The 18,370-nt window shown below is 58.8% G+C and carries 18 protein-coding genes; 11 read left to right on the top strand and 7 right to left on the bottom strand.

Features of this window, described 5'->3' with window-relative positions:
* Positions 1-128: 128 nt before the first annotated feature.
* The 7 genes from ACIQJ2_RS26945 to ACIQJ2_RS26915 all read left to right on the top strand — a co-directional run bounded on the left by ACIQJ2_RS26945 (position 129) and on the right by ACIQJ2_RS26915 (position 6,955).
* A complete protein-coding gene (locus tag ACIQJ2_RS26945; RefSeq protein WP_199149203.1) occupies positions 129-1,142 on the top strand; it encodes an ABC transporter permease in 1,014 nt (337 codons plus the stop codon).
* 2 nt (positions 1,143-1,144) lie between these two features.
* Positions 1,145-2,053, top strand: coding sequence for a D,D-dipeptide ABC transporter permease (gene ddpC, locus ACIQJ2_RS26940; RefSeq protein WP_400670711.1), 909 nt, complete (start codon positions 1,145-1,147; stop codon positions 2,051-2,053).
* A complete protein-coding gene (locus ACIQJ2_RS26935) occupies positions 2,053-3,075 on the top strand; it encodes an ABC transporter ATP-binding protein (RefSeq protein ID WP_400746641.1) in 1,023 nt (340 codons plus the stop codon). Before ddpC ends, ACIQJ2_RS26935 begins: the two co-directional genes overlap by 1 nt.
* Entirely contained in the window at positions 3,068-4,060 is a 993-nt protein-coding gene (locus ACIQJ2_RS26930; RefSeq protein WP_400670707.1) for an ABC transporter ATP-binding protein, read from the top strand. The genes ACIQJ2_RS26935 and ACIQJ2_RS26930 overlap by 8 nt, the downstream gene beginning before the upstream one ends.
* A 78-nt stretch (positions 4,061-4,138) precedes the next feature.
* Positions 4,139-5,293 (top strand): alanine racemase, encoded by a 1,155-nt coding sequence (locus tag ACIQJ2_RS26925; protein ID WP_400670705.1) that lies wholly within the window; start codon positions 4,139-4,141, stop codon positions 5,291-5,293.
* A gap of 66 nt (positions 5,294-5,359) precedes the next feature.
* On the top strand, positions 5,360-6,184 hold the full coding sequence (locus ACIQJ2_RS26920; protein ID WP_400670703.1) for a creatininase family protein: 825 nt from the start codon (positions 5,360-5,362) through the stop codon (positions 6,182-6,184).
* 135 nt (positions 6,185-6,319) lie between these two features.
* Positions 6,320-6,955: a GNAT family N-acetyltransferase gene (locus ACIQJ2_RS26915; protein ID WP_400670701.1), complete on the top strand. Its 636-nt coding sequence runs from the start codon at positions 6,320-6,322 to the stop codon at positions 6,953-6,955.
* A gap of 77 nt (positions 6,956-7,032) precedes the next feature.
* Here the strand turns inward: ACIQJ2_RS26915 and ACIQJ2_RS26910 are convergent, their stop codons facing one another.
* The 4 genes from ACIQJ2_RS26910 to ACIQJ2_RS26895 all read right to left on the bottom strand — a co-directional run bounded on the left by ACIQJ2_RS26910 (position 7,033) and on the right by ACIQJ2_RS26895 (position 10,556).
* Positions 7,033-9,213, bottom strand: a complete 2,181-nt coding sequence (locus tag ACIQJ2_RS26910) for a right-handed parallel beta-helix repeat-containing protein (RefSeq protein ID WP_400670786.1) — start codon at positions 9,211-9,213, stop codon at positions 7,033-7,035.
* Between the two features lie 209 nt (positions 9,214-9,422).
* Positions 9,423-9,782: an NIPSNAP family protein gene (locus ACIQJ2_RS26905; RefSeq protein ID WP_400670698.1), complete on the bottom strand. Its 360-nt coding sequence runs from the start codon at positions 9,780-9,782 to the stop codon at positions 9,423-9,425.
* 149 nt (positions 9,783-9,931) lie between these two features.
* Positions 9,932-10,201: a hypothetical protein gene (locus ACIQJ2_RS26900; protein WP_199149210.1), complete on the bottom strand. Its 270-nt coding sequence runs from the start codon at positions 10,199-10,201 to the stop codon at positions 9,932-9,934.
* A gap of 145 nt (positions 10,202-10,346) precedes the next feature.
* Positions 10,347-10,556: a hypothetical protein gene (locus ACIQJ2_RS26895; RefSeq protein WP_400670695.1), complete on the bottom strand. Its 210-nt coding sequence runs from the start codon at positions 10,554-10,556 to the stop codon at positions 10,347-10,349.
* Between the two features lie 459 nt (positions 10,557-11,015).
* On the opposite strand from ACIQJ2_RS26895, the gene ACIQJ2_RS26890 reads away from it, so the two are divergent.
* Positions 11,016-12,107: a porin gene (locus ACIQJ2_RS26890; RefSeq protein WP_199149212.1), complete on the top strand. Its 1,092-nt coding sequence runs from the start codon at positions 11,016-11,018 to the stop codon at positions 12,105-12,107.
* Positions 12,108-12,489: 382 nt separating this feature from the next.
* Here ACIQJ2_RS26890 and ACIQJ2_RS26885 read toward each other — a convergent pair whose 3' ends face one another.
* The 3 genes from ACIQJ2_RS26885 to ACIQJ2_RS26875 all read right to left on the bottom strand — a co-directional run bounded on the left by ACIQJ2_RS26885 (position 12,490) and on the right by ACIQJ2_RS26875 (position 15,210).
* The gene (locus ACIQJ2_RS26885) at positions 12,490-13,329 is read right to left on the bottom strand and encodes an endo alpha-1,4 polygalactosaminidase (protein WP_400670693.1); all 840 of its coding nucleotides are present in this window, start codon (positions 13,327-13,329) and stop codon (positions 12,490-12,492) included.
* A 182-nt stretch (positions 13,330-13,511) separates the two neighbouring features.
* A complete protein-coding gene (locus ACIQJ2_RS26880; protein ID WP_400670691.1) occupies positions 13,512-14,957 on the bottom strand; it encodes a hypothetical protein in 1,446 nt (481 codons plus the stop codon).
* A 94-nt stretch (positions 14,958-15,051) separates the two neighbouring features.
* On the bottom strand, positions 15,052-15,210 hold the full coding sequence (locus ACIQJ2_RS26875; RefSeq protein WP_199151327.1) for a hypothetical protein: 159 nt from the start codon (positions 15,208-15,210) through the stop codon (positions 15,052-15,054).
* A 545-nt stretch (positions 15,211-15,755) separates the two neighbouring features.
* Between ACIQJ2_RS26875 and ACIQJ2_RS26870 the strand changes: the two genes are divergently transcribed.
* The 3 genes from ACIQJ2_RS26870 to ACIQJ2_RS26860 are packed head-to-tail and all read left to right on the top strand — an operon-like array spanning position 15,756 to position 18,285.
* Positions 15,756-16,265 (top strand): PepSY domain-containing protein, encoded by a 510-nt coding sequence (locus ACIQJ2_RS26870; protein WP_400670689.1) that lies wholly within the window; start codon positions 15,756-15,758, stop codon positions 16,263-16,265.
* A 2-nt stretch (positions 16,266-16,267) separates the two neighbouring features.
* A complete protein-coding gene (locus ACIQJ2_RS26865; protein ID WP_400670687.1) occupies positions 16,268-16,933 on the top strand; it encodes a response regulator transcription factor in 666 nt (221 codons plus the stop codon).
* Positions 16,930-18,285 carry a sensor histidine kinase gene (locus tag ACIQJ2_RS26860; protein ID WP_400670685.1) on the top strand — a complete coding sequence of 452 codons (1,356 nt, stop codon included), beginning with the start codon at positions 16,930-16,932 and terminating at the stop codon, positions 18,283-18,285. The genes ACIQJ2_RS26865 and ACIQJ2_RS26860 overlap by 4 nt, the downstream gene beginning before the upstream one ends.
* The last annotated feature ends 85 nt before the right edge of the window (positions 18,286-18,370 follow it).

Below are 18,370 nucleotides of genomic sequence, written 5' to 3'. Positions count from 1 at the left end.
CGACCTAAAGTCTGAATCCGCTCTAGAATCAAAGAAGTAGAGCGTGATGACACCCGAAAACCGCCTACACTTTTCGGCATCACGCTCAAGGCAAGGTCAGGATTATTCTGGCGAAAGGGCTGACGTCCATGGCAATCACCCGCATCATCATTCCCCGTCTGATCCTTCTGTTCTTCGTGGTGCTGGGGGTCGCCGTGATCACCTTCACGATCTCGCATCTGATACCCGGCGATCCTGCCCGTATGATCGCGGGTGACAGGGCAAGTGCGGAGACGCTGGAGAATGTACGCCGCAGCCTCGGTCTTGACCGGCCTGTGGTCGAACAGTTCACGATCTACATCGGTAATCTTCTGCATGGTGATCTCGGAACCTCGTTGCGCACCAGCCGCCCCGTTGCCGCAGATATACGCGCTTTCCTGCCGGCTACCTTGGAACTGGGAACGGTGGCATTGCTGATCGCAATCTGTCTCGGCGTGCCGCTGGGCGTGGTATCGGCGGTCTACAAGGATGGCCCAATCGATCAGCTGGCCCGAACGGTCTCCGTCTGCGGCATATCGATGCCGGTCTTCTGGTTCGGCCTCATCCTCATCTATTTCTTCTATGCGAAGCTCCAGATATTGCCCGGCAGCGGGCGGTTGGCGATGGGCATTGTCTCGCCGGAGCGCATTACCGGCTTCCTGTTGATCGATTCCCTGTTGCAGGGCCGCTTCGACGCGTTTCGTAGCGCTGCCTATCACATCATCCTGCCGGGCTTTGTGCTCGCCTTCGCCAATATGGGCGTCATCACGCGTCAGATCCGTGCCTCGATGCTGGATGTGCTGCAGGAGGATTACATCCGTACTGCCCGGGCCAGCGGTTTGCGACGGAAAATGATCATCTTCAACTATGCGCTCAGAAACGCGCTGATCCCGTCAATCACGCTTTTGGGCCTGGCACTTGGCGACCTTCTCTACGGCGCGGTCCTCACTGAGACGATCTTCGCCTGGCCGGGCATGGGAACTTATGTCGTCAGCTCTATTCAGACGCTCGATTTCCCCGCCATCATGGGTTTCACCATCGTCGCATCCATCGGTTATGTGCTGATCAACCTTCTCGTCGATCTCGCCTACATGCTCGCCGATCCACAAATCCGGGAGGTGTGATCATGTCCGCCATCATGCCGACAAACACTGACGCCGCGCGTGCGCCAACGGGCAGGAAGAAGCCCTGGTCGGAGCGAGTGCGCTATGTTTGGTATTTGAGCCGCCGCAGCCCGCTCACCCTTGTGGGGACCGCGATCATTCTGCTTCTGGTGTTCATTATCATTACCGCGCCCTGGATCGTACCTTACAATCCCGACAAGGTCTCCCTGACGGCCCGGCTGCTGCCGCCGAGTGCTGCACATTGGTTTGGGACGGACGAAGTCGGCCGCGATCTTTTCTCACGCGTCATCTACGGCTCTCGAGCCTCCTGCGGCGCTGCCTTCATGATCGTTCTCATTTCGATGTCGGTTGGGGTGCTGATCGGTTGCTTTTCGGGCGTGGTCGGTGGTCGCATCGATACCGGCATCATGCGCCTCATGGATGTCATCATGGCGCTTCCGGCACTGGTGCTTGCCATGGCACTGGCGGCAGCGCTCGGACCGAGCCTGTTCAACTCGATGCTGGCGGTGGCGATCGTGCGCATACCTGCATATGTGCGCCTTGCCCGCGGACAGACGCTTTCGCTCAGAGAGCAGATTTTCGTCAAGGCATCGCGTACCTTTGGTGCGTCGCCCTTCTATATCCTGCGCTGGCACATCCTCCCGAACGTCATGTCGCCGATTATCGTGCAGTCGACGCTTGATCTCGGCAGCGTCGTGCTGATCGCCGCAGCCCTCAGTTTCATCGGTCTCGGCGCACAGCCGCCGACCGCCGAATGGGGGGCGCTGGTCAGCAGTGGACGCAGCTACATGCTCGATCAGTGGTGGTATGCGACATTTCCGGGTCTCGCCATCCTGCTTTCGGCAATTTCATGCAATCTTGTTGGTGACGGCATCCGCGACATGCTCGACCCGCGCTCGAGGAGCAGATGATGATCGGTACAGCGCAACCAGACGGTCAGGCTCTGGCAATTAAAGGGCTCTCACTGGAATTTCCGACCTTCAGCGGCTCGATCAAGGCACTGGACAATGTCTCGATTGAGGTCGGCAAGGCCGAGATTGTCGGGGTTGTCGGCGAATCCGGCTGCGGCAAGTCGGTCACGACCATGGCGGCAACTGGATTGCTGCCGAAGGGGCGATACAAGATCACCGGCGGATCGGTCAGCCTGTTCGGTCGCGCCACCTTGACGATGGACGACAAAGAACTGCAGAACATGCGCGGCAAGGTGGTGTCGACCATCTTTCAGGAGCCGATGAATGCGCTGAACCCGACCATCCGCATCGGCAAGCAATTGACTGACATCATCATGCGCCACGAGGGGACGAACCTAGAGGACGCAAAGCAGCGTGCGCATGACATTCTCGCCGATATGCTGATCGGGGAACCCGAGCGGATCATGCGGGCCTATCCGTTCGAACTCTCCGGCGGAATGCGGCAGCGCGTTTTGACCGCAATGGCATTTTCTTGCAATCCAGGGCTCATCATTGCCGATGAGCCGACGACCGCGCTCGACGTGACCGTTCAGGCGGTGATCTTGCGGCTGATCCAGAACCGCGCGCGCCGTACCGGAACGTCGGTTATCTTCATCAGCCACAATGTCGCAGTGGTGTCGCAACTATGCGATCGGATCTACGTCATGTATGCCGGCCGTATTGTCGAGCACGGCGCAACACGCGCAGTACTCGATGCACCCCAGCATCCCTATACCCAGGCGCTGCTGCGCTGTCTGCCCGAGCGCTTGGCTCCCAAGCAGGAATTGGAAGCAATCCCCGGCGCCGTTCCCAATTTGATGCATCCGCCCGCCGGCTGTTATTTCCAGCCGCGCTGCGGCGAAGCCATCGAGCGCTGTCGAACGCACTCTCCGCAACTTGCAGGATCCGATGCGCAACAGGTCGCGTGCTGGCAACGCGGAGATGGGGTTCTGATCTTGGACAAGGGGCACGGCAATGCTTGAGCGCACTGAAGCAATGGCGCAGCCGGTTCTGGAAGTGACCGATCTCCATGTCCGTTTTCCCGCTTCCCGCAACTGGCTGGGTCGTGCCACCTCTCACGTCCACGCCGTCAATGGCGTCAGTCTCGCTGTTCGCCCCGGTAAAAGTCTTGGCATTGTTGGCGAATCCGGATGCGGCAAAACCACGCTTGCCCAGGCAATCATCGGGCTTGTCGACTATAACGAGGGCAGGGTCGCCATCGACAGCCAGGATTTCAAGGCAGCCCAGGGGAGGCAAAAGCGGGACCTGCGGCAGAAGATGCAGATCGTGTTCCAGGATCCGCAGTCTTCGCTCGACCGTCGTCTGCCGGTCTGGCGTCTGATCAGCGAACCGCTGCATATTCGCGGCGGATTAAGCAAGGCAGACCTTCATGCGAAGGCAGCGGAACTTGCGGTTGCGGTTGGCCTGCGGCCGGAACATCTGGACCGACTGCCGCACGAATTTTCGGGCGGTCAGCGCCAGCGCATCGCCATCGCCCGCGCCATCAGCACGGATCCGGATCTCATGGTACTGGACGAGCCGACATCGGCGCTCGACGTGTCGGTGCAGGCGCAGATCATCAACTTGCTCTTGAAGCTGCAACGGGAGCGGGGGCTGACCTATCTGATGATCTCCCATGACGTCGCACTCGTGCGCCACTTCTGCGACGATGTCGCGGTGATGTATCTCGGCGAGATCGTCGAAAGCGGCCCCTCCGAAGAGGTGCTGCAAAACCCACGGCACCCTTATACGCAAACGCTGCTGGCGGCGGTTCCAAACTTCGCCAGCCCTTTGCCAGAGATTGCCGAGGTGCGTCTGGGCGAGCTTCCCAACAATCGCCGCTTGCCGACCGGCTGCTTTTATAAGCAAAGATGCGCCAAGGTTGCGGCCGGTTGTGACGTGCGGCAGGCTTTGCTGCCGATCGATGCCGGATTGCATCAGGTCCGATGTCATGTGGCAAAGCGGTAAGGGAACTACCGCTTCCCGAAAAACCTGCATCAGCCGGCTGGAGCAATGTTTCCATCCAGCCATTTCCCGGAGACGACAGTGACCAATGCCGCGGCGCCTGACGCCTTTCTTCGTCCATATCCGGCCGACTTACCGACGCCCTATGTGGAAATCGACCAGGAGCGCTTGATGCGCAACCTGCGCGGAATGCAGGAGCGGGCCAACGCGGCCGGTGTCGCGCTGCGTCCGCATATCAAGACACACAAGAGCCTGATGATCGCCCATCGTCAGCTCGAACTCGGGGCCATCGGCGTAACGGCCTCGAAGCCGGAGGAGGCATTGGTCTTCGTCGAGGGTGGTGTTCGCTCTGTGACGCTCGCTTATCCGGTCGTCAGGCCTGAAGCGATCGGCCGGCTCGTCCGCAGCGCGAAAATCCATGGAACCGAATTGCTATTGATCGCAGCCCATGACGCGGGTGTCGATGCGATCGGGGCAGCAGCGGAAGCACATGGCGTCAAGCTCGGCGTCTTTTTGAAGGTGGATGTTGGTCTCGGTCGCGTCGGGATCAAACCGCAGGACCCGGCGGCCGTTTCGCTCGCCCGGCGAATCGAGCAGCATCCTTCTCTGGCCTTTGCCGGATTGCTGTCGCATGCAGGCCATTCCTATGGCAGCCGAAATCTCGAGGAACTGTCCGATATAGCCAGAGCGGAAGCGGTTGTGCTTGGCGAACTGGCGGAGCAGCTGCGCCGATCCGGGCTTGAGGTGCCAAGATTATCCGTTGGCGCTACGCCGACATGCCTTGGCGCGCCGATTCCGCTGGGGGTGACGGAAATTCGACCCGGTAACTACGCCTTTCTCGACCGAACGGCACTGCGCCTGGGCATCTCGTCGCCCGACGATACCGCGCTTTCGGTTGTCGCAACGGTTGTCGCGCACAATGACCGCCATTTCATCGTGGATGCCGGTTCCAAGACCCTGACGTCCGATCTCGGCGCCCATGGTTCAGGCGGCAGTGGCTTTGGGATTGCCGTCAGTGTCGGTGAATTGCAACCGCAAACATGGGAGGTGGAGCGTCTCTCCGAGGAGCACGGGTTTGTTCGCTTTCTTGGCGATCCGCCGGCTTTGGGCAGCCGTGTCCGGATATTCCCCAACCACGCCTGTGCCGTTGTCGCGCAGTTCGACAGCGTCAGCCTACGACAATCGGATGGGCGGACGAGGGCGCTGCGGATCGATGCCCGCGGCCGTCAGACATAGTTGCCGCCAGTACTCGCTACCGGAGAGGCGGCCGAGTTTCGTCGTCAACATTGAGAGAGGACCATTATGGAACAGGAAGTCGAATGGGCGCGGATGACGGCGCCCGTCTTGCGGGAGCTTGCCGGCAGACCAGATGCGCTTGCGGTTTTACCGATCGGCTCGCTGGAGCAGCACGGACCGCACCTGCCGGTCATTACCGATACGGCCAGCGCCTCGGCGGCCGCTATTCGCGCTGCCCGTCTGGTCACGAGTGACATTCCTGTCGCTGTTCTGCCCGGCCTGTGGCTCGGCATGAGCGAGCATCACCTGCCGTTCGGGGGCACCATTACGCTCGACTACGATACGCTCAGCCGAACTATCCGCTGCATCGTCCGTTCCTTGAAGGCGCTCGGCTTTTCACGATTGCTGATCGTGAATGGTCACGGCGGCAACATCGAGCCGCTGGCGGTCGCCGTGCGCGAGCTCGCTGTCGAATTCGCCCTGCCGATTGTTGCGACGACGCCCTGGATGCTTGCGCCAGAGGAGGCGAAGAAGATCTTCGAGGTCGACGACGGCGCTCACCACGCCTGCGAAGGCGAGGCGTCGGTCATGTTGGCGATCGTTCCTGATGCGGTCAGGACGGAAATGTTCGGTCAGGCTTTCGGCAACCAGCGGCATCCCGTCGATGTGCCGGCGGATGTGTCGCGGTTCTACTCGTTCGCCGAGCGCGCGCCTGTCACCGGAACATGGGGAGATCCGCGCAGCGCGACCGCAGAAAAGGGCGAGCGCTTCCTCGATCTGCAGGCAAGCGAACTCGTCAAACTGATCCGCAACGATGTGCTGTGGACAGCGCCCGATCCGGTGTGGGCGCCTGGGCGTGGTCTTAGAGGAACCGATGGCAGAGCCGACTGAGGCTTGCCGCGCAAAAGAATGGAGCGATTTTGCGCGACATGCATTAAATGTCGTGCAACATTGCCAGGGAAAAACAAGGATCGGCCATGACGCTGTCGGGGTGTTTTAAAGCTATGGTCCGGCGGGTGCGAGACGATGAGCGTTGATCCTCTAATCCTCAATGCTTGGGCGTCAGGGCGATCGATCGCACGCGGGCTTGCGCCACCCCAACCGGAATATGGGGGCCTGCGCATCGATACCAACAATGACGTCGAAATACGGCGCTGGATTTTTCCCAGATTGGGGGCTGGGCTCGGTGAACTCGCTCGCTCCATCACCGAGCCGCGTTATTTTCTGAAGCTCTGCGGGGATGCCGACGAATTGCGTTCGGTTTTGCCGCAAGCTTGGTCGCTCCACTCGCCGTGCTTCTTCATGCGTGCGAGCCAAGCCCATGAGGAGCGGCCCTTGGCCCGGGGATACAGGATCGAGGTCAGGCGTGCAGGGCTTGTCTTGGAAGTGCGAGTGTTCTCGGAGGCCGATGCGCTGGCAGCAAGTGGCTATGGCGTCGAGACGGAGGATGCCTTCGTCTACGATCGAATCGTAGCAAGTGAAGAGCACCGTCGCAAAGGGTTGGGTCATGCGGTCATGACTGCTCTCCAAAAGCTCAAGATATCTCCGACTGTTCCCGAACTGCTTGTGGCGACGGAACAGGGACGTGCCCTCTATGCCAGTTTGGGCTGGCAGGTGATCTCGCCATATTCGACTGCGTCAATCGCTGTTCCCGAAGCCTAATCTATTGCGCGTCCCGGCAGGTCGCCGATGAGCGCGGCTATCAGGCCGCGCCCATGTCTTGTGCTTGTCCGGCGATCTCAGCCGCAGCGACCGTCGAAGGTCGTCGGGCCTAATTCCTTGCCGTTGACGAGAAGGGTCGAGCCAGGCGACTGCGTGATGGAGCCGCTCAGGCCACCCATCCAGGATGGGTCCGATTTGCAGTCACGCGGGGTGTTGCGAACGGTGATGTCGCCGGTCAGATCCTCTGAAGGACCCATGAAATAGAGACCCGCCTTGCTTGCGTGATCGATGACGACTTTTTCGAAGGTGATGTTTGCAACAGGGCCGCCAAGGTAGCCCCAATCATCGCCATAGACAAACATGCCGTAGGTGCCGGCATTGGTGATGGACACGTTCTTCAGATTGATGCCTGAGACCGGGTTGAAGAAGATGCCTGCGTTTCGCGTGCCGTCAACCTGAAGGCCGTTGACGGTGACGTTCGTCGTCTTTGCTTCATGGGGCAGCGTGGTGGAACTGACGAGCATCAGGCCGTTAATGCCGCCCTTCAGCACCATGTCGGTAATCGAGACATTCGAGCTGCCCTGCAGCACGACAAGATCCATGTCCAGCCCCTGCGCCGAGTTATCGACCGTCACCTTGTTCATCTCGACCTTATCGGCAGCGACCAGCAGCACGCCTTCGCGGCGCGAGCGCGAGATGGCAAGGTTGTCCAAGCGAATATTGCTGGCGAGGTCCGTGATCGCCGGAGGCCATCCACGGTCGTCGATCGCGCTTCCCGCGAACACGCCATAGGTGACGCTGTCGATCTGCGTGTCGCGAACGGTAAGATTCCTCGTGCCGTGGGCGCTGACCGCCGCATAGGGTGCCTTGTTCGGATCCATGATGGAGAATTCGCAAAGCGTGCTGTTTTCGCAGATGAAGAGATCATGGATCTTGCTGTTGCGAATGGTTGCGCCGTCGACGCCCGCCAGCCTTATGCCGTCGTGGGCGGTGCCGGAAATATCGACATTGTCGATGAGTAGGTTCGACGCGCCGGCGCTGCCGATCCCTGCGAGGCCACCTGAGAGAGAAATGGAAGAGACGATGCTGTTCGATGCCATCGTCACCACGTTCTGTGCGGCATTGCTGCTCGTCAGCCTCCCGCTTATGCCCGAATTGAAGAAGGTCGCTCTACCGCCACTTGCCGCGCCGTGCAGTGCCAGAGCGCCGCCCCCGCCGAGCAGCAACTGGCCATCCCCGAGCAGCAACGACCCGTTCAGTCCAATATCGCCGTCCGCGAGCGCGAGCGCGTTGGTGCCCGCTGCCGCAAGCCGTGCATTGACGGTTGCCGCATCCTTGTCGGCCGCCGAGACGGTGACGATCTTACCGGCGGTTCGGCCGTTGATGTCGAGAATGGCGTCTTCCAGCTCTCCGGTGGCGCCGACGTGGGTCTTGATCGCCAACGCTCGCCTTACGCCCTGCATCTCGGGATCGAAGGGATCGAGAGGCTTGCCGCCGCCGGTTCCGCCGAAGGGAATGCGCAGCCTCGCCAGGATCTCCCCGCCGAGCTTGTCCTCGTTATCATATGTCGCAGCGGCTCCGAACGAGACCGTCGAACCCGTCGGAAGACCGGGCAGGTTTGCAACGGCGAGTTCTGCGCGCAGCTTGCCGCCGAACATGTCGCTGATATTCTTGCCGCCATACCAATAGCTTCCACCGAAGAACTTCAGTTCCGCGTTGCCGTCGTCGGATATTTGCGGAACCTTGAAACCGATCTCCGCATCGGCCCCCGGCCGCGCCTGCTCGCGCCCCTCGCGGAAACGAAGGGTTCCGTTATCGATCACACCGCGTCCGGCGCCTTGAACGGCCACATCGCCGCCGAATGGCAAATAAAGGTTGGCTCTGGCTTCGATGATAGGGCCGAGAAGTTCGGTGCCGACCGAAAGCTGGTGAAAGCCGTTGCCGAGGCTGGAGTTCAGGTAGTCGTAGTAGCCATTGAAGCCGAGGGTGAAGCCGTGCGTCGTCTGGAAGCGATAGCCGACGCCGATCGACCCCTTCTGAACGTCCCCCTCCATGATCGATCCATTGGCATCGACAAAGAATAGCCGGCTCGAATCCAAGCGGAACGGCTGCATTATGTTGAACCCGGCTTGCGAATTTTCGCTGTGCCACCGGCTTTCGAACTCAACAAAAGCCGGAATTTCAGATGCTTGGGCTTGCGCAATACTCAACACCGCCGCAGCCGTTACCGGCGCGGTCAGGACCACGAAATTTTTCATCATATCCCCATTTCACTGTGCCCGCGAAGCGGACGGCATGGGCGTAATATACATGAGAAATAGAGTCAACTTATAAGGGCACTGAAACTTCAATGCATTCTGGCCAGCTTCGGAGAGGCGTTCCTGTCGCTGTCGAAACAGGCTCTGCGATGCCGCATGCCAATCCGCTCAGGAGTGATTCTCGTTTGCCAGCTTCCGGCGAAGGCGGCTCATGAAAGGCGCTCGAGGAAGACCCGTTGGTAGCTTATGAATGGAAGGCTATTCCCGAACCTCGAATTCGCCTCGATGCCTTCTGCGTCCCTGGCCACGTCGTCGCGATAGCGAAGGTAGGCGTTATCATCAGGAAAGGAAAACAATGCTACGGCGACATCATAGGCTTCATCCTCTCCGGCCTTCGGGAAGCTCATTGCCGCACCGGCGGGAGCCTCGCGCGAGATGAAGTATCCGTGGTGGGTCCCGCCATATCGTTCGATCAGCCTCATCCAGGTTCCGGCATAGGCTTTGAACTCATCGATCGCCATCTTGTCGATGCGATACCGAACCTCACAGATGACGCCAGCAATCGACATGGGAATTCCTCAGTGCAAAAATAAGTTGATCGCATGCCGCCCAGGGCAAGTCCATCGATCAGGTGTCTGAAACCTGAGGTCGAAATTTCTCTGGCCATATGATGGCTGCCTTTGACACGGGATCGATGGCGCTCTTCCTGCAAGGCTGATCATCGGCGGATCCAAACTTGCCAATCTCGCCACGTGAGGAGAATCATGAAGGCTGGTGTACCGATCAGGATCCCAATGATGCAAAACAACGGGCCATAGATCAGCGCGCTGAGGCTCATGTCACCAATGCAGCCCCCCACATCCATTGTCAGGCAGTTGCTCGGACCACCCTCCAGAATGCCATGGACGGGCAAAAAAAGCCCGGAAACGATCAGGCTGGTCGAAATCGCCAGGATAACCGATTGGATGAGCAGGCCGAGAGTCTTCATGCGTCTACATAGAGATTTTACGACAGGTGGCAAATGCCCGAACTGCATGCAATCTTGCCGGGCACATGGATCGGCGTCATTGAAGAACCGTAGCGTCGGGCAATCGGGAGTGGCTCCCGCCAATGCCGACCGCGGTTCAAGTGATTTATGTCATTCTTCTGAGGAGCGCGATCAGGGCACTGGAGTTCGCATTGGCATCCATGGCAAGCAGGTGATCTTCCGCCAAATCGGCGATTGCCGAGAGCACCTCTCGCTCCGACCAGCCGACATCTGTCGCCGCGCTGACCAGATCACGAAAGGCCGCCTGAAGCGCGTCCTGGCAGCGGATATACCGGTCAGGATCATCGTCGGTCACGAATGGTCGCGCAATATCGGCCATGATCGAAGGGTGAACTGATTTGTTGCCTTTGGCAATCCCGTCCGGCCTGCAATTTACCCAGGAGAGATCTTGCCGCCGGTAAGACTATGTGCCGGACGGTATTCCGCAGGCGTAGAGAATTCAATCCTGCCGTCGAGAGCATGTGTTGCGCTAAATCAACAGTCGCATTTTCCTTGCTCCGGCGCCGGTCGGATTATCATTTACAAACAATCTGGATGTATATACCCAGATGACAGGACCTGAAATTGGCTTGCGTCTGGTGGGGTTGAATTCCAGTGCAAGCTAGCGAGGTTCCATAGGGGTGGGGATGATGCCGGCAGACATTGCGGATGCCGCGGCTGGATCGCCTTCTGCTTGCAGAATGGTTGCTCCCGGACGACGTATTCTACTCGCTCCTTGGAATGTGAATAAGTAAATACAAACCAGGAGTTTCTAATGAACATCAAGAGCCTTCTTCTCGGCTCCGCTGCTGCGCTGGCAGCAGTATCCGGTGCCCATGCAGCTGACGCCATCGTTGCTGCTGAGCCGGAGCCGCTGGAATACGTTCGCATCTGCGACGCATACGGCGCTGGCTACTTCTTCATTCCGGGCACCGAAACCTGCCTCAAGATCGGCGGCATGGTTCGTACCGAAGGCAAGTGGTACGACGCCTACAACCCGAACAGCCACAACGGCACTCTCTGGCATACCCGCGCTCAGCTGGCGCTGGACACCGCGACCGACACCGAATACGGCCCGCTGAAGACCAACACGGTCATCCGTTGGGACTGGCAGGAAGGCAACTCCACCAGCACCAAGCTGCTCTGGGCTAACATCAGCCTCGGCGGTTTCCTCGTCGGTAAGGCTGACTCGCAGTACAACTCCTACATCGGCTATGCTGGCGACGTCATCAACGACGACGTGATCTATGACGGCCCGTACGAACTGAACCAGTTGACCTACAACTACGATGCAGGCAACGGCTTCACGGCTGTCGTCTCGCTCGAAGACTCCAACTCCAGCGGCTCGGGCGCTGCCTACGGCGCAAGCTGGGCGACGGACGACAAGGCCAACCATTACGCTCCTGACGTTGTTGCCGGTGCTGGCTTCAAGTCCGGCGCATGGGGCTTCAAGGTCGTTGGCGGTTACGACTCGATCAAGTCTGAAGGCGCCATCAAGGCTCGTGTCGACGCCGACTTCGGCGTATTCTCGGCCTTCTTGATGGGCGGCTGGAACACGGACGGCGACAACCTGAACAAGTACGCAGGCACCAACCTGGCTCGTTCGGCTTGCCCGGCTGATCGTCCGCAGCTTTGCGGCTGGGGTGACTGGGCTCTCTGGGGTGGCGTTGGCGTTCCGGTTAACGAAAAGCTGAAGTGGAACGTTCAGCTCGCCTACACCGACAGCAAGATCTTTGCCGCTACCACGAACCTGAAGTGGAATCCGGTCAAGAACCTGCTCATCGAGCCGGAAATCTCCTACACCAACTTCGATTCTGTGAACCAGGATCAGGTGTCCGGTATCCTGCGCTTCCAGCGCAGCTTCTAATACAGCTTACCTGGCCTACCTGGGGCCGGGTGCGAGAAGCCCTGTGTACCGATCCACCGGGCTTCTCATAGTGATCGGTTGACCTCCGATCAAAGTCGGAAGGATCCGGTTTCCCTCCGGATCCTTCTTATTCAGCGATAACTAGTTTTGTGTTGTGGAGTGTCCTCAAGCTCCAGAGGCGATTGCCCCGCAAAGCTCCGCTATCGTAATCGCCCGAAAGCAATCCCCATCGTTCGAGTGAGTGGCCCAGACCGAGGTCGGAGACGCCCCGGATGGGTAAGGGATGTCTGGCGAAGCCGGTTGATTTGAACCCGTGAATAGCTTTCCGTGTTTGGCCGCAACGCAATGTCAGGCGAGGGTGCCTCGTTCGGCCGCCGTTCCGCTATTTGCAACGTCTATATTCGTAGCCCGGCGAATTTGACGGAACCAGCTGTCGGTCGCGATAAATTACCGATATCCTGCTGCCACGCGCCGCGCATGCCGCGTTGAAAAAGCTGATCGGATCCACCGCATTGCCATTGGCGTCCTTGACGTTATCGTTGTACTCGATCTCGTACACTTGATCTCGATAGGCGTCGGTGAAGACGCTACATTCCTTCCAAACCTCGCATTCCTCGACGATTGCGAAATCGAAGCCGATCTGCGACGGCCCCTTGGTCGCCAGGCTCGGTGTATTTTTTTGAGCAATGGCAAGATTGTCGGCGTGGGCGCGCTTGACCAGCATCTTCGCGAACGCGACGTTGCTTGCTTCCGAAAGGACGCCCTGAGATCTCGTCCAGGAATCAAGGTTATCCGCGTCGATGCCCTTGAAACCATCCGCGGAGCACTTGTCGAACCAGGGGCCGACGATCTCCATCAGCGCCAACCGTTTTACCTCGGTCGACGTATCGAACAGGTATTCGTTCCACTGCTTATCGGTAACGAATTTTCCGTCTTTCCTGACCAACAATGTCGGATGCCTCGACGTCCACCAATCGGCGTCGTCGGGTTGGGTCTGGAACGTGTTGACGTAACATATGTTGTACTTATCCTTGACCGGTAGCGCCAGTCTGTCGCGAACGACAATCGACACGCTCTTCTGCGGGGAATAGGCTCCTCCGAGCTGGTAGTCGAACTGGCCCTTCGCCGGCGGAGAAACGACAGCGTGGCCGTATGCCGGAAATACGACTAAGACCGTCGCCATCGCAGCGGCGATCGCCGCATGGATCCACTGAGTACGCATTGTTGAAAACCTTGTCTTGCTGATTCCCCGCCTCGAGCACGGCGCTCTGGCGTGTTCATTGGACGGATTGGTTGCCGCCTGGGTCAGCCGTTGTTGCTATCTAATGCCAGTCGCGGGATGAGTGGTAGCGAAGGGTCGGGATAAATTAATGACCACAATTGACGTCGAATTGTATTCAGCATTCATCGATGAAAGTTTCCTTCATCGTCGATTTTATTTGAGTTATTGTCGCCATCCACATGTTCATCGCGATTATCATGCTTTTCATGAAGCTGGTCATCGGATGAATAAATATCATCTCTATTGATAGGACGTGTTGGATTGTCATCCGCGTTTCCTATCCGCGCATCTCCAAGCAAATCTCTGTCGCCTTGAGGATTGTAAGTATCGCGATTGAGTTCTCTATCATTGTCGCTACCATTTCCGGAGTTTTGAATTTTCACCTCATTCTCTGACGGGATAGGCGACGGTCTTTCTAGGTTGGAATCGTCGCCTTCATCCTCGATGCGCTCCCGTGTGATCTCTGAGGAGATCGTATCTGAGGGCGACACTGCTATATTGATATTTTCGAGGTTTTCCTGCGGCAGAGATTCGTATTCGATGCGCGTCTCGTTATTTATGTTATAGATGGTTTGATAGGTAATTTCCTGATTGACTTCGATATTGGTAATTTCAATCAACGGATCGTTGATCTCCATTGGCTCGTCAAGCCAACCCCAGCTCCCCCGATCGTAATAGCCGTCATAATAGCCTTCCCAATAAGAGCGCCAGCTGCTGAATTCCGGGTCAAGCGATACGAAGTATGGATAGTAGGTCGGGTAATAGATCTGTGTCGTGTAGGCGAGCGCGTTGAAGGAGCCGGACGCTATGGTCAGTGTGAGGAGCATATGCTGGTATGTCCGGGCGTCGTCAGGACGGCCATCATAGTAAGCAAGGTCTCGCCGCAGTTGCGCGACCTGCCGTTGAAGCGCAGCATTGGCGGCAACCTGATCTTCCAGCGCCGAGACGCGTCTTTCCAGAGCGATCACCTTTCCACGCAGCGCCCGAATTTCAGCCCTGCTTGGCTCCCCGGCCTTGCTCTGCGACCCTGAGAGAATATATCGCGAAGAATAAGCCCTCCAGGCCGCGTTCAGACGGCGTATGCCTCTGGCGGCGCGCTCATTTTGCGCTGGCGTCAAGCTATAGCGCGTCTGTAGTTCACCAACGGCGCGAGACAGATCGTTGGTGGCATCGGCAACGGCCTTGCCCTCGCGAGAGGCAAGAGCGGTCTCAAGCTGCTGATTGGCGCGTGCCGCTTGAGTAACACCATCGATGACGCTGATCGCACTTTGATGCCGGGCGCCGGCAGTACCCTTGTAGCTTTCCGCGATCATGCCGAGGGAGACACGCATGTCTGAAAGCAATCCCTGTGCATTTCGTTGTGCCGTGGGGGCGGCGACAGCCGGAGACGCAAAGGCTACCTGTGTCGCATAGGCCAATGCCGCAACCGATAACGAACCTGCAAGATGACACGAGATTGCGAGCGCCAAGCCGCCGGACGAAATTCTGTTAAGCACGGAGCGTTTTAACATATCGAAGAATCCATATTTGCGCATGCGAGCGCGATTACAGTTTTCAGTGTCGTGCATCAGCGGGGAGCGTCGAGGCAGATCTTGGAGGACCGGGGAGCTGGTAGCGGCGCGATCGAAACATCGGCAACGGAGGCCGGGTTGGGGCTCCACATCAGCGCACAAGCCGGCAATCGGAGTATCTGGCATCCTGGCAATGCAGATCGAACGGGCCGCCGGAACGCGTCGGCCGAACGATAAGCAAAGACAGAACGACGGCAAACAGCGCGGCCACGTAGATGAGGGCTGGTACGAAGCGGAAAAACGCCTGCATATGCATTTCCTCCGTCGCTATCGAATGTCGAACGGACGTAGGTCCGTGAAGCCGTATTCGACCGTATTCTGCAGATTGGCGATTTGCACATCCGCTCGTCGCGAACCTCCGCGGGTCGTGCTGATTGTGGGTTGACTAGCGGTTTCCTTGTTCTGACATGACATCGGCTGGCTTGTTCGATGGTGCCTGAAGATATGGAATGGTCCACATCCATGTGTCGGGCGAACGAGCACTACGGTCAAAAAGATGGCAAATAGCGCGGCCACATAAATAATGGCCGGCATAAAGCGAAACGGCGTCTGCATCCTCAAATCCTTCGATTGCGACTGGCGGCCGGAGAGGCGTGCCTTCGCATGCGGTTGTCACAAGACAGCTTGGTCGCGGGACATCTGAACCCTGCTTCCCTGCGTCTTGTTTTGCATCGACGGTCGCTGGTATACTTGAACGTGCCTGAAATTCCCGTGAGGGCGCTGTCAGCGAATTGTCAGCTTCGTTCGTTTAAGCTCGTCGCTTTGAGAAGCTTCGATGGCCCGAGGAGAGGGTGTGTGCGTTTTCTGTCCCTGAGAGCCTTCATGCGGTTCCTGACGGTTGCTCTTGCGCTGCACTTTTCTCCCCCGCTGCGTGCGCAGGAAATGGCAAACGACACCGATGCCGTTCGCTATATCGAGGTTGCCGACAATAGCAGTTCGGACGGCTCTTCCGGGCAGAGTTCCGATTCCGGCTCATCGGATTCCAGCTCCGACGATGGTGGCGCAGACCCGGACGGCACTGAAAGCGACCAGATGTCCGCTCCCGAAGGATCCGGGCGCAACGGACAGGGTGAAAGGTTCGATGGACCATCCGGTGCCCTGGAAGCGGTTCAAAGCGATCGCGCACTCCCGTTGGATGGCATCGTCGCCATCGCCCGACACCTGACCAAAGGAGAGATCATCGATACGCGACTGCATGCCGTCAGAGGCGTCCTCCAGTACGAGTTGAAGGTGCTTGAAACCAACAGCGAGGTTCGTCGCTATTCCTTCAATGCCCGCACGGGCAAACTGATAAGGGTGAGATAGGCATGCGGATACTCCTGGCTGAAGATGACCGCCGCATCGCCGAGTCTCTTGGCGTGGCGCTATCGGCCGCCGGCTTCGTTCCGGAATATGCCACGGATGGAGAGGACGCCTGGTTTCGCGGCGACACGGAAACGTTCGATGCGGTAATCCTCGATCTTGGCCTTCCGACGCTGGATGGCTTGACGATTCTGAAGCGTTGGCGGCGGGCCGGACGTAACGCGCCCGTCTTGATCCTGACGGCGCGCGGCCAGTGGGATGAACGCGTGGAGGGGATCGAATCTGGCGCAGACGATTATGTCGTGAAACCATTTCGGATGGAGGAGGTGGTGGCGCGCATCCGGGCTATCGTACGCCGCGCCGGCGGGTTTGCCTCCTCGCAGATCGAAATCGGCGAGCTTGTTCTCGACACGAGGATGCGGCAGGTATCGCGAGGAGGGGTTCCGATCACACTTACGCCGCAGGAGTATCGGCTGCTTGCGTTCATGGCGCATCAGGGCGGCCGTGTAGTCTCGCCGCTCGAGATAGCCGAACATCTCTATACGCAGGACTTCGAAGGGGGCTCGAACGCGATCGAGGTTCTGATCGGCCGGCTGCGCAAGCGGCTGGGCGCGGATATCATCGCGACGCGTCGCGGCTTCGGATATATTCTCGGTGGGAATAATCCTTGAGAATTCAGTCTCTACGGGTTCGCCTTATTCTGGGAGCGGGCGTCTGGATCGCCGTTGCGCTTGTTTTGGCGGGCATCGCGATCGGCTACCTCTTCACGAAGAACGTCGAACGCAGCGCTTCCGCCGATCTCTCGGCAACCATGTCGCGCCTCGTTGCCTTGATCGATCCGGATGCGCGTGGGGTTGCGCCGGTTTTGACCGGCACCTTGCCTGATCCGCGCTACGATACGCCAATCAGCGGCCTCTACTGGCAGATCACCGACCTGGGCTCCAAGCAGACCCTACGCTCCCGCTCGCTCTGGGATCATGTCCTCAAGGTCGATGCGCCCGACGAGGGTGGGCGGTTTTCGACTGCGCAGGGGCCCGTCGGCCAGTCGCTGCTCGCCTTCTCGCTGACGCCTCGCTTTCCGAAGGCCAAGAGCGAGCGGCGCTATCAGGTTATCGTTGCTCAGGACCGGTCGATTCTGGACGAAGCAATCACGCGGTTTGGGCGCGAGCTGGCCGTTGCGCTCGCAATTCTTGGTGTGGTTCTGGTTCTTGCAGCCATGCTGCAGGTGCAGTTCGGCCTGTCGCCATTCAGGAAGTTGCGCCAGGATATTGAAAGCATCCGCAAGGGCGGCACTTCCTCAATCGATGCGACCTATCCGCTGGAAGTGGTTCCTGTCGTCAGCGAAGTGAACGCCCTCCTGGCCCTGCAACAGACTTCCATGGATTTCGCGCGCTCTCGCGCTTCGGATCTGGCGCACGGATTGAAGACCCCCCTCGCGGTGCTTGGCACCATTGCCTATGAACTCGAAGAGAATGGAGATGCGCGCAGCGCCGGGGCTATCGTCGATCTGACGGACGAGATGCGCGATCGCATCGATTATCAGCTGCGTCTCGTTCGACTGCGTCAACGCACGCGGATGCATGCCTTGAGTGCATCGCTCAGCAGCATCGTTCCGCGTGCGATTGCCGTGTTGAAGAAAACGCGCACCGGCGAGCAACTGGATTGGGTTGTCGATGTGGCCGATGATCTGAACGTTGATATCGACGCAAACGATCTCATAGAGCTTGTGGGCGTGATATTGGAGAATGCGGCTCAGTGGGCAAGCACTCAGATCGGCATTCAGGCCAAGCGGGACGCTTTGGCCGTCGAACTGCGGGTATCCGACGACGGTCCCGGTATTCCCGCCGCCGAGCTCGGTTCGATCGGTCGACGAGGCAGACGTTTCGACGAGACGAGCCCGGGCACCGGTCTTGGCCTTGCAATCGCGTGCGAAATTGTCTCGCTCAACAACGGAACGATTGCATTCGAACAATCCGCCCTTGGCGGGCTCGGCGTGATAATCCGCTTACCAGTTGCCGCCTGACGAATCCTTGGCAAAGCGCAGCCTGTGGAGGAGGGCGCGGCGATCGCAGTCGGCGGGCTCTCCCGTTCAAACCGGTCTGAGACAA

It is taken from the genome of Rhizobium sp. NPDC092011, from assembly GCF_044756305.1.
Lineage (GTDB): Bacteria > Pseudomonadota > Alphaproteobacteria > Rhizobiales > Rhizobiaceae > Rhizobium.
Note: the sequence above shows the minus strand (reverse complement) of the source record. Positions and strands in the feature narration are given on the sequence as shown.

Excerpts from the sequence above, each read along its gene's own strand:
- ddpC (WP_400670711.1), top strand. The coding sequence starts at position 1,145 with ATGTCCGCCATCATGCCGACAAACACTGACGCCGCGCGTGCGCCAACG.
- ACIQJ2_RS26865 (WP_400670687.1), top strand. The coding sequence starts at position 16,268 with ATGCGGATACTCCTGGCTGAAGATGACCGCCGCATCGCCGAGTCTCTT.
- ACIQJ2_RS26875 (WP_199151327.1), bottom strand. The coding sequence starts at position 15,210 with ATGCAGGCGTTTTTCCGCTTCGTACCAGCCCTCATCTACGTGGCCGCG.
- ACIQJ2_RS26910 (WP_400670786.1), bottom strand. The coding sequence starts at position 9,213 with ATGAAAAATTTCGTGGTCCTGACCGCGCCGGTAACGGCTGCGGCGGTG.
- ACIQJ2_RS26920 (WP_400670703.1), top strand. The coding sequence starts at position 5,360 with ATGGAACAGGAAGTCGAATGGGCGCGGATGACGGCGCCCGTCTTGCGG.
- ACIQJ2_RS26885 (WP_400670693.1), bottom strand. The coding sequence starts at position 13,329 with ATGCGTACTCAGTGGATCCATGCGGCGATCGCCGCTGCGATGGCGACG.
- ACIQJ2_RS26930 (WP_400670707.1), top strand. The coding sequence starts at position 3,068 with ATGCTTGAGCGCACTGAAGCAATGGCGCAGCCGGTTCTGGAAGTGACC.
- ACIQJ2_RS26890 (WP_199149212.1), top strand. The coding sequence starts at position 11,016 with ATGAACATCAAGAGCCTTCTTCTCGGCTCCGCTGCTGCGCTGGCAGCA.
- ACIQJ2_RS26935 (WP_400746641.1), top strand. The coding sequence starts at position 2,053 with ATGATCGGTACAGCGCAACCAGACGGTCAGGCTCTGGCAATTAAAGGG.
- ACIQJ2_RS26880 (WP_400670691.1), bottom strand. The coding sequence starts at position 14,957 with ATGCACGACACTGAAAACTGTAATCGCGCTCGCATGCGCAAATATGGA.
- ACIQJ2_RS26900 (WP_199149210.1), bottom strand. The coding sequence starts at position 10,201 with ATGAAGACTCTCGGCCTGCTCATCCAATCGGTTATCCTGGCGATTTCG.
- ACIQJ2_RS26905 (WP_400670698.1), bottom strand. The coding sequence starts at position 9,782 with ATGTCGATTGCTGGCGTCATCTGTGAGGTTCGGTATCGCATCGACAAG.
- ACIQJ2_RS26945 (WP_199149203.1), top strand. The coding sequence starts at position 129 with ATGGCAATCACCCGCATCATCATTCCCCGTCTGATCCTTCTGTTCTTC.
- ACIQJ2_RS26915 (WP_400670701.1), top strand. The coding sequence starts at position 6,320 with ATGAGCGTTGATCCTCTAATCCTCAATGCTTGGGCGTCAGGGCGATCG.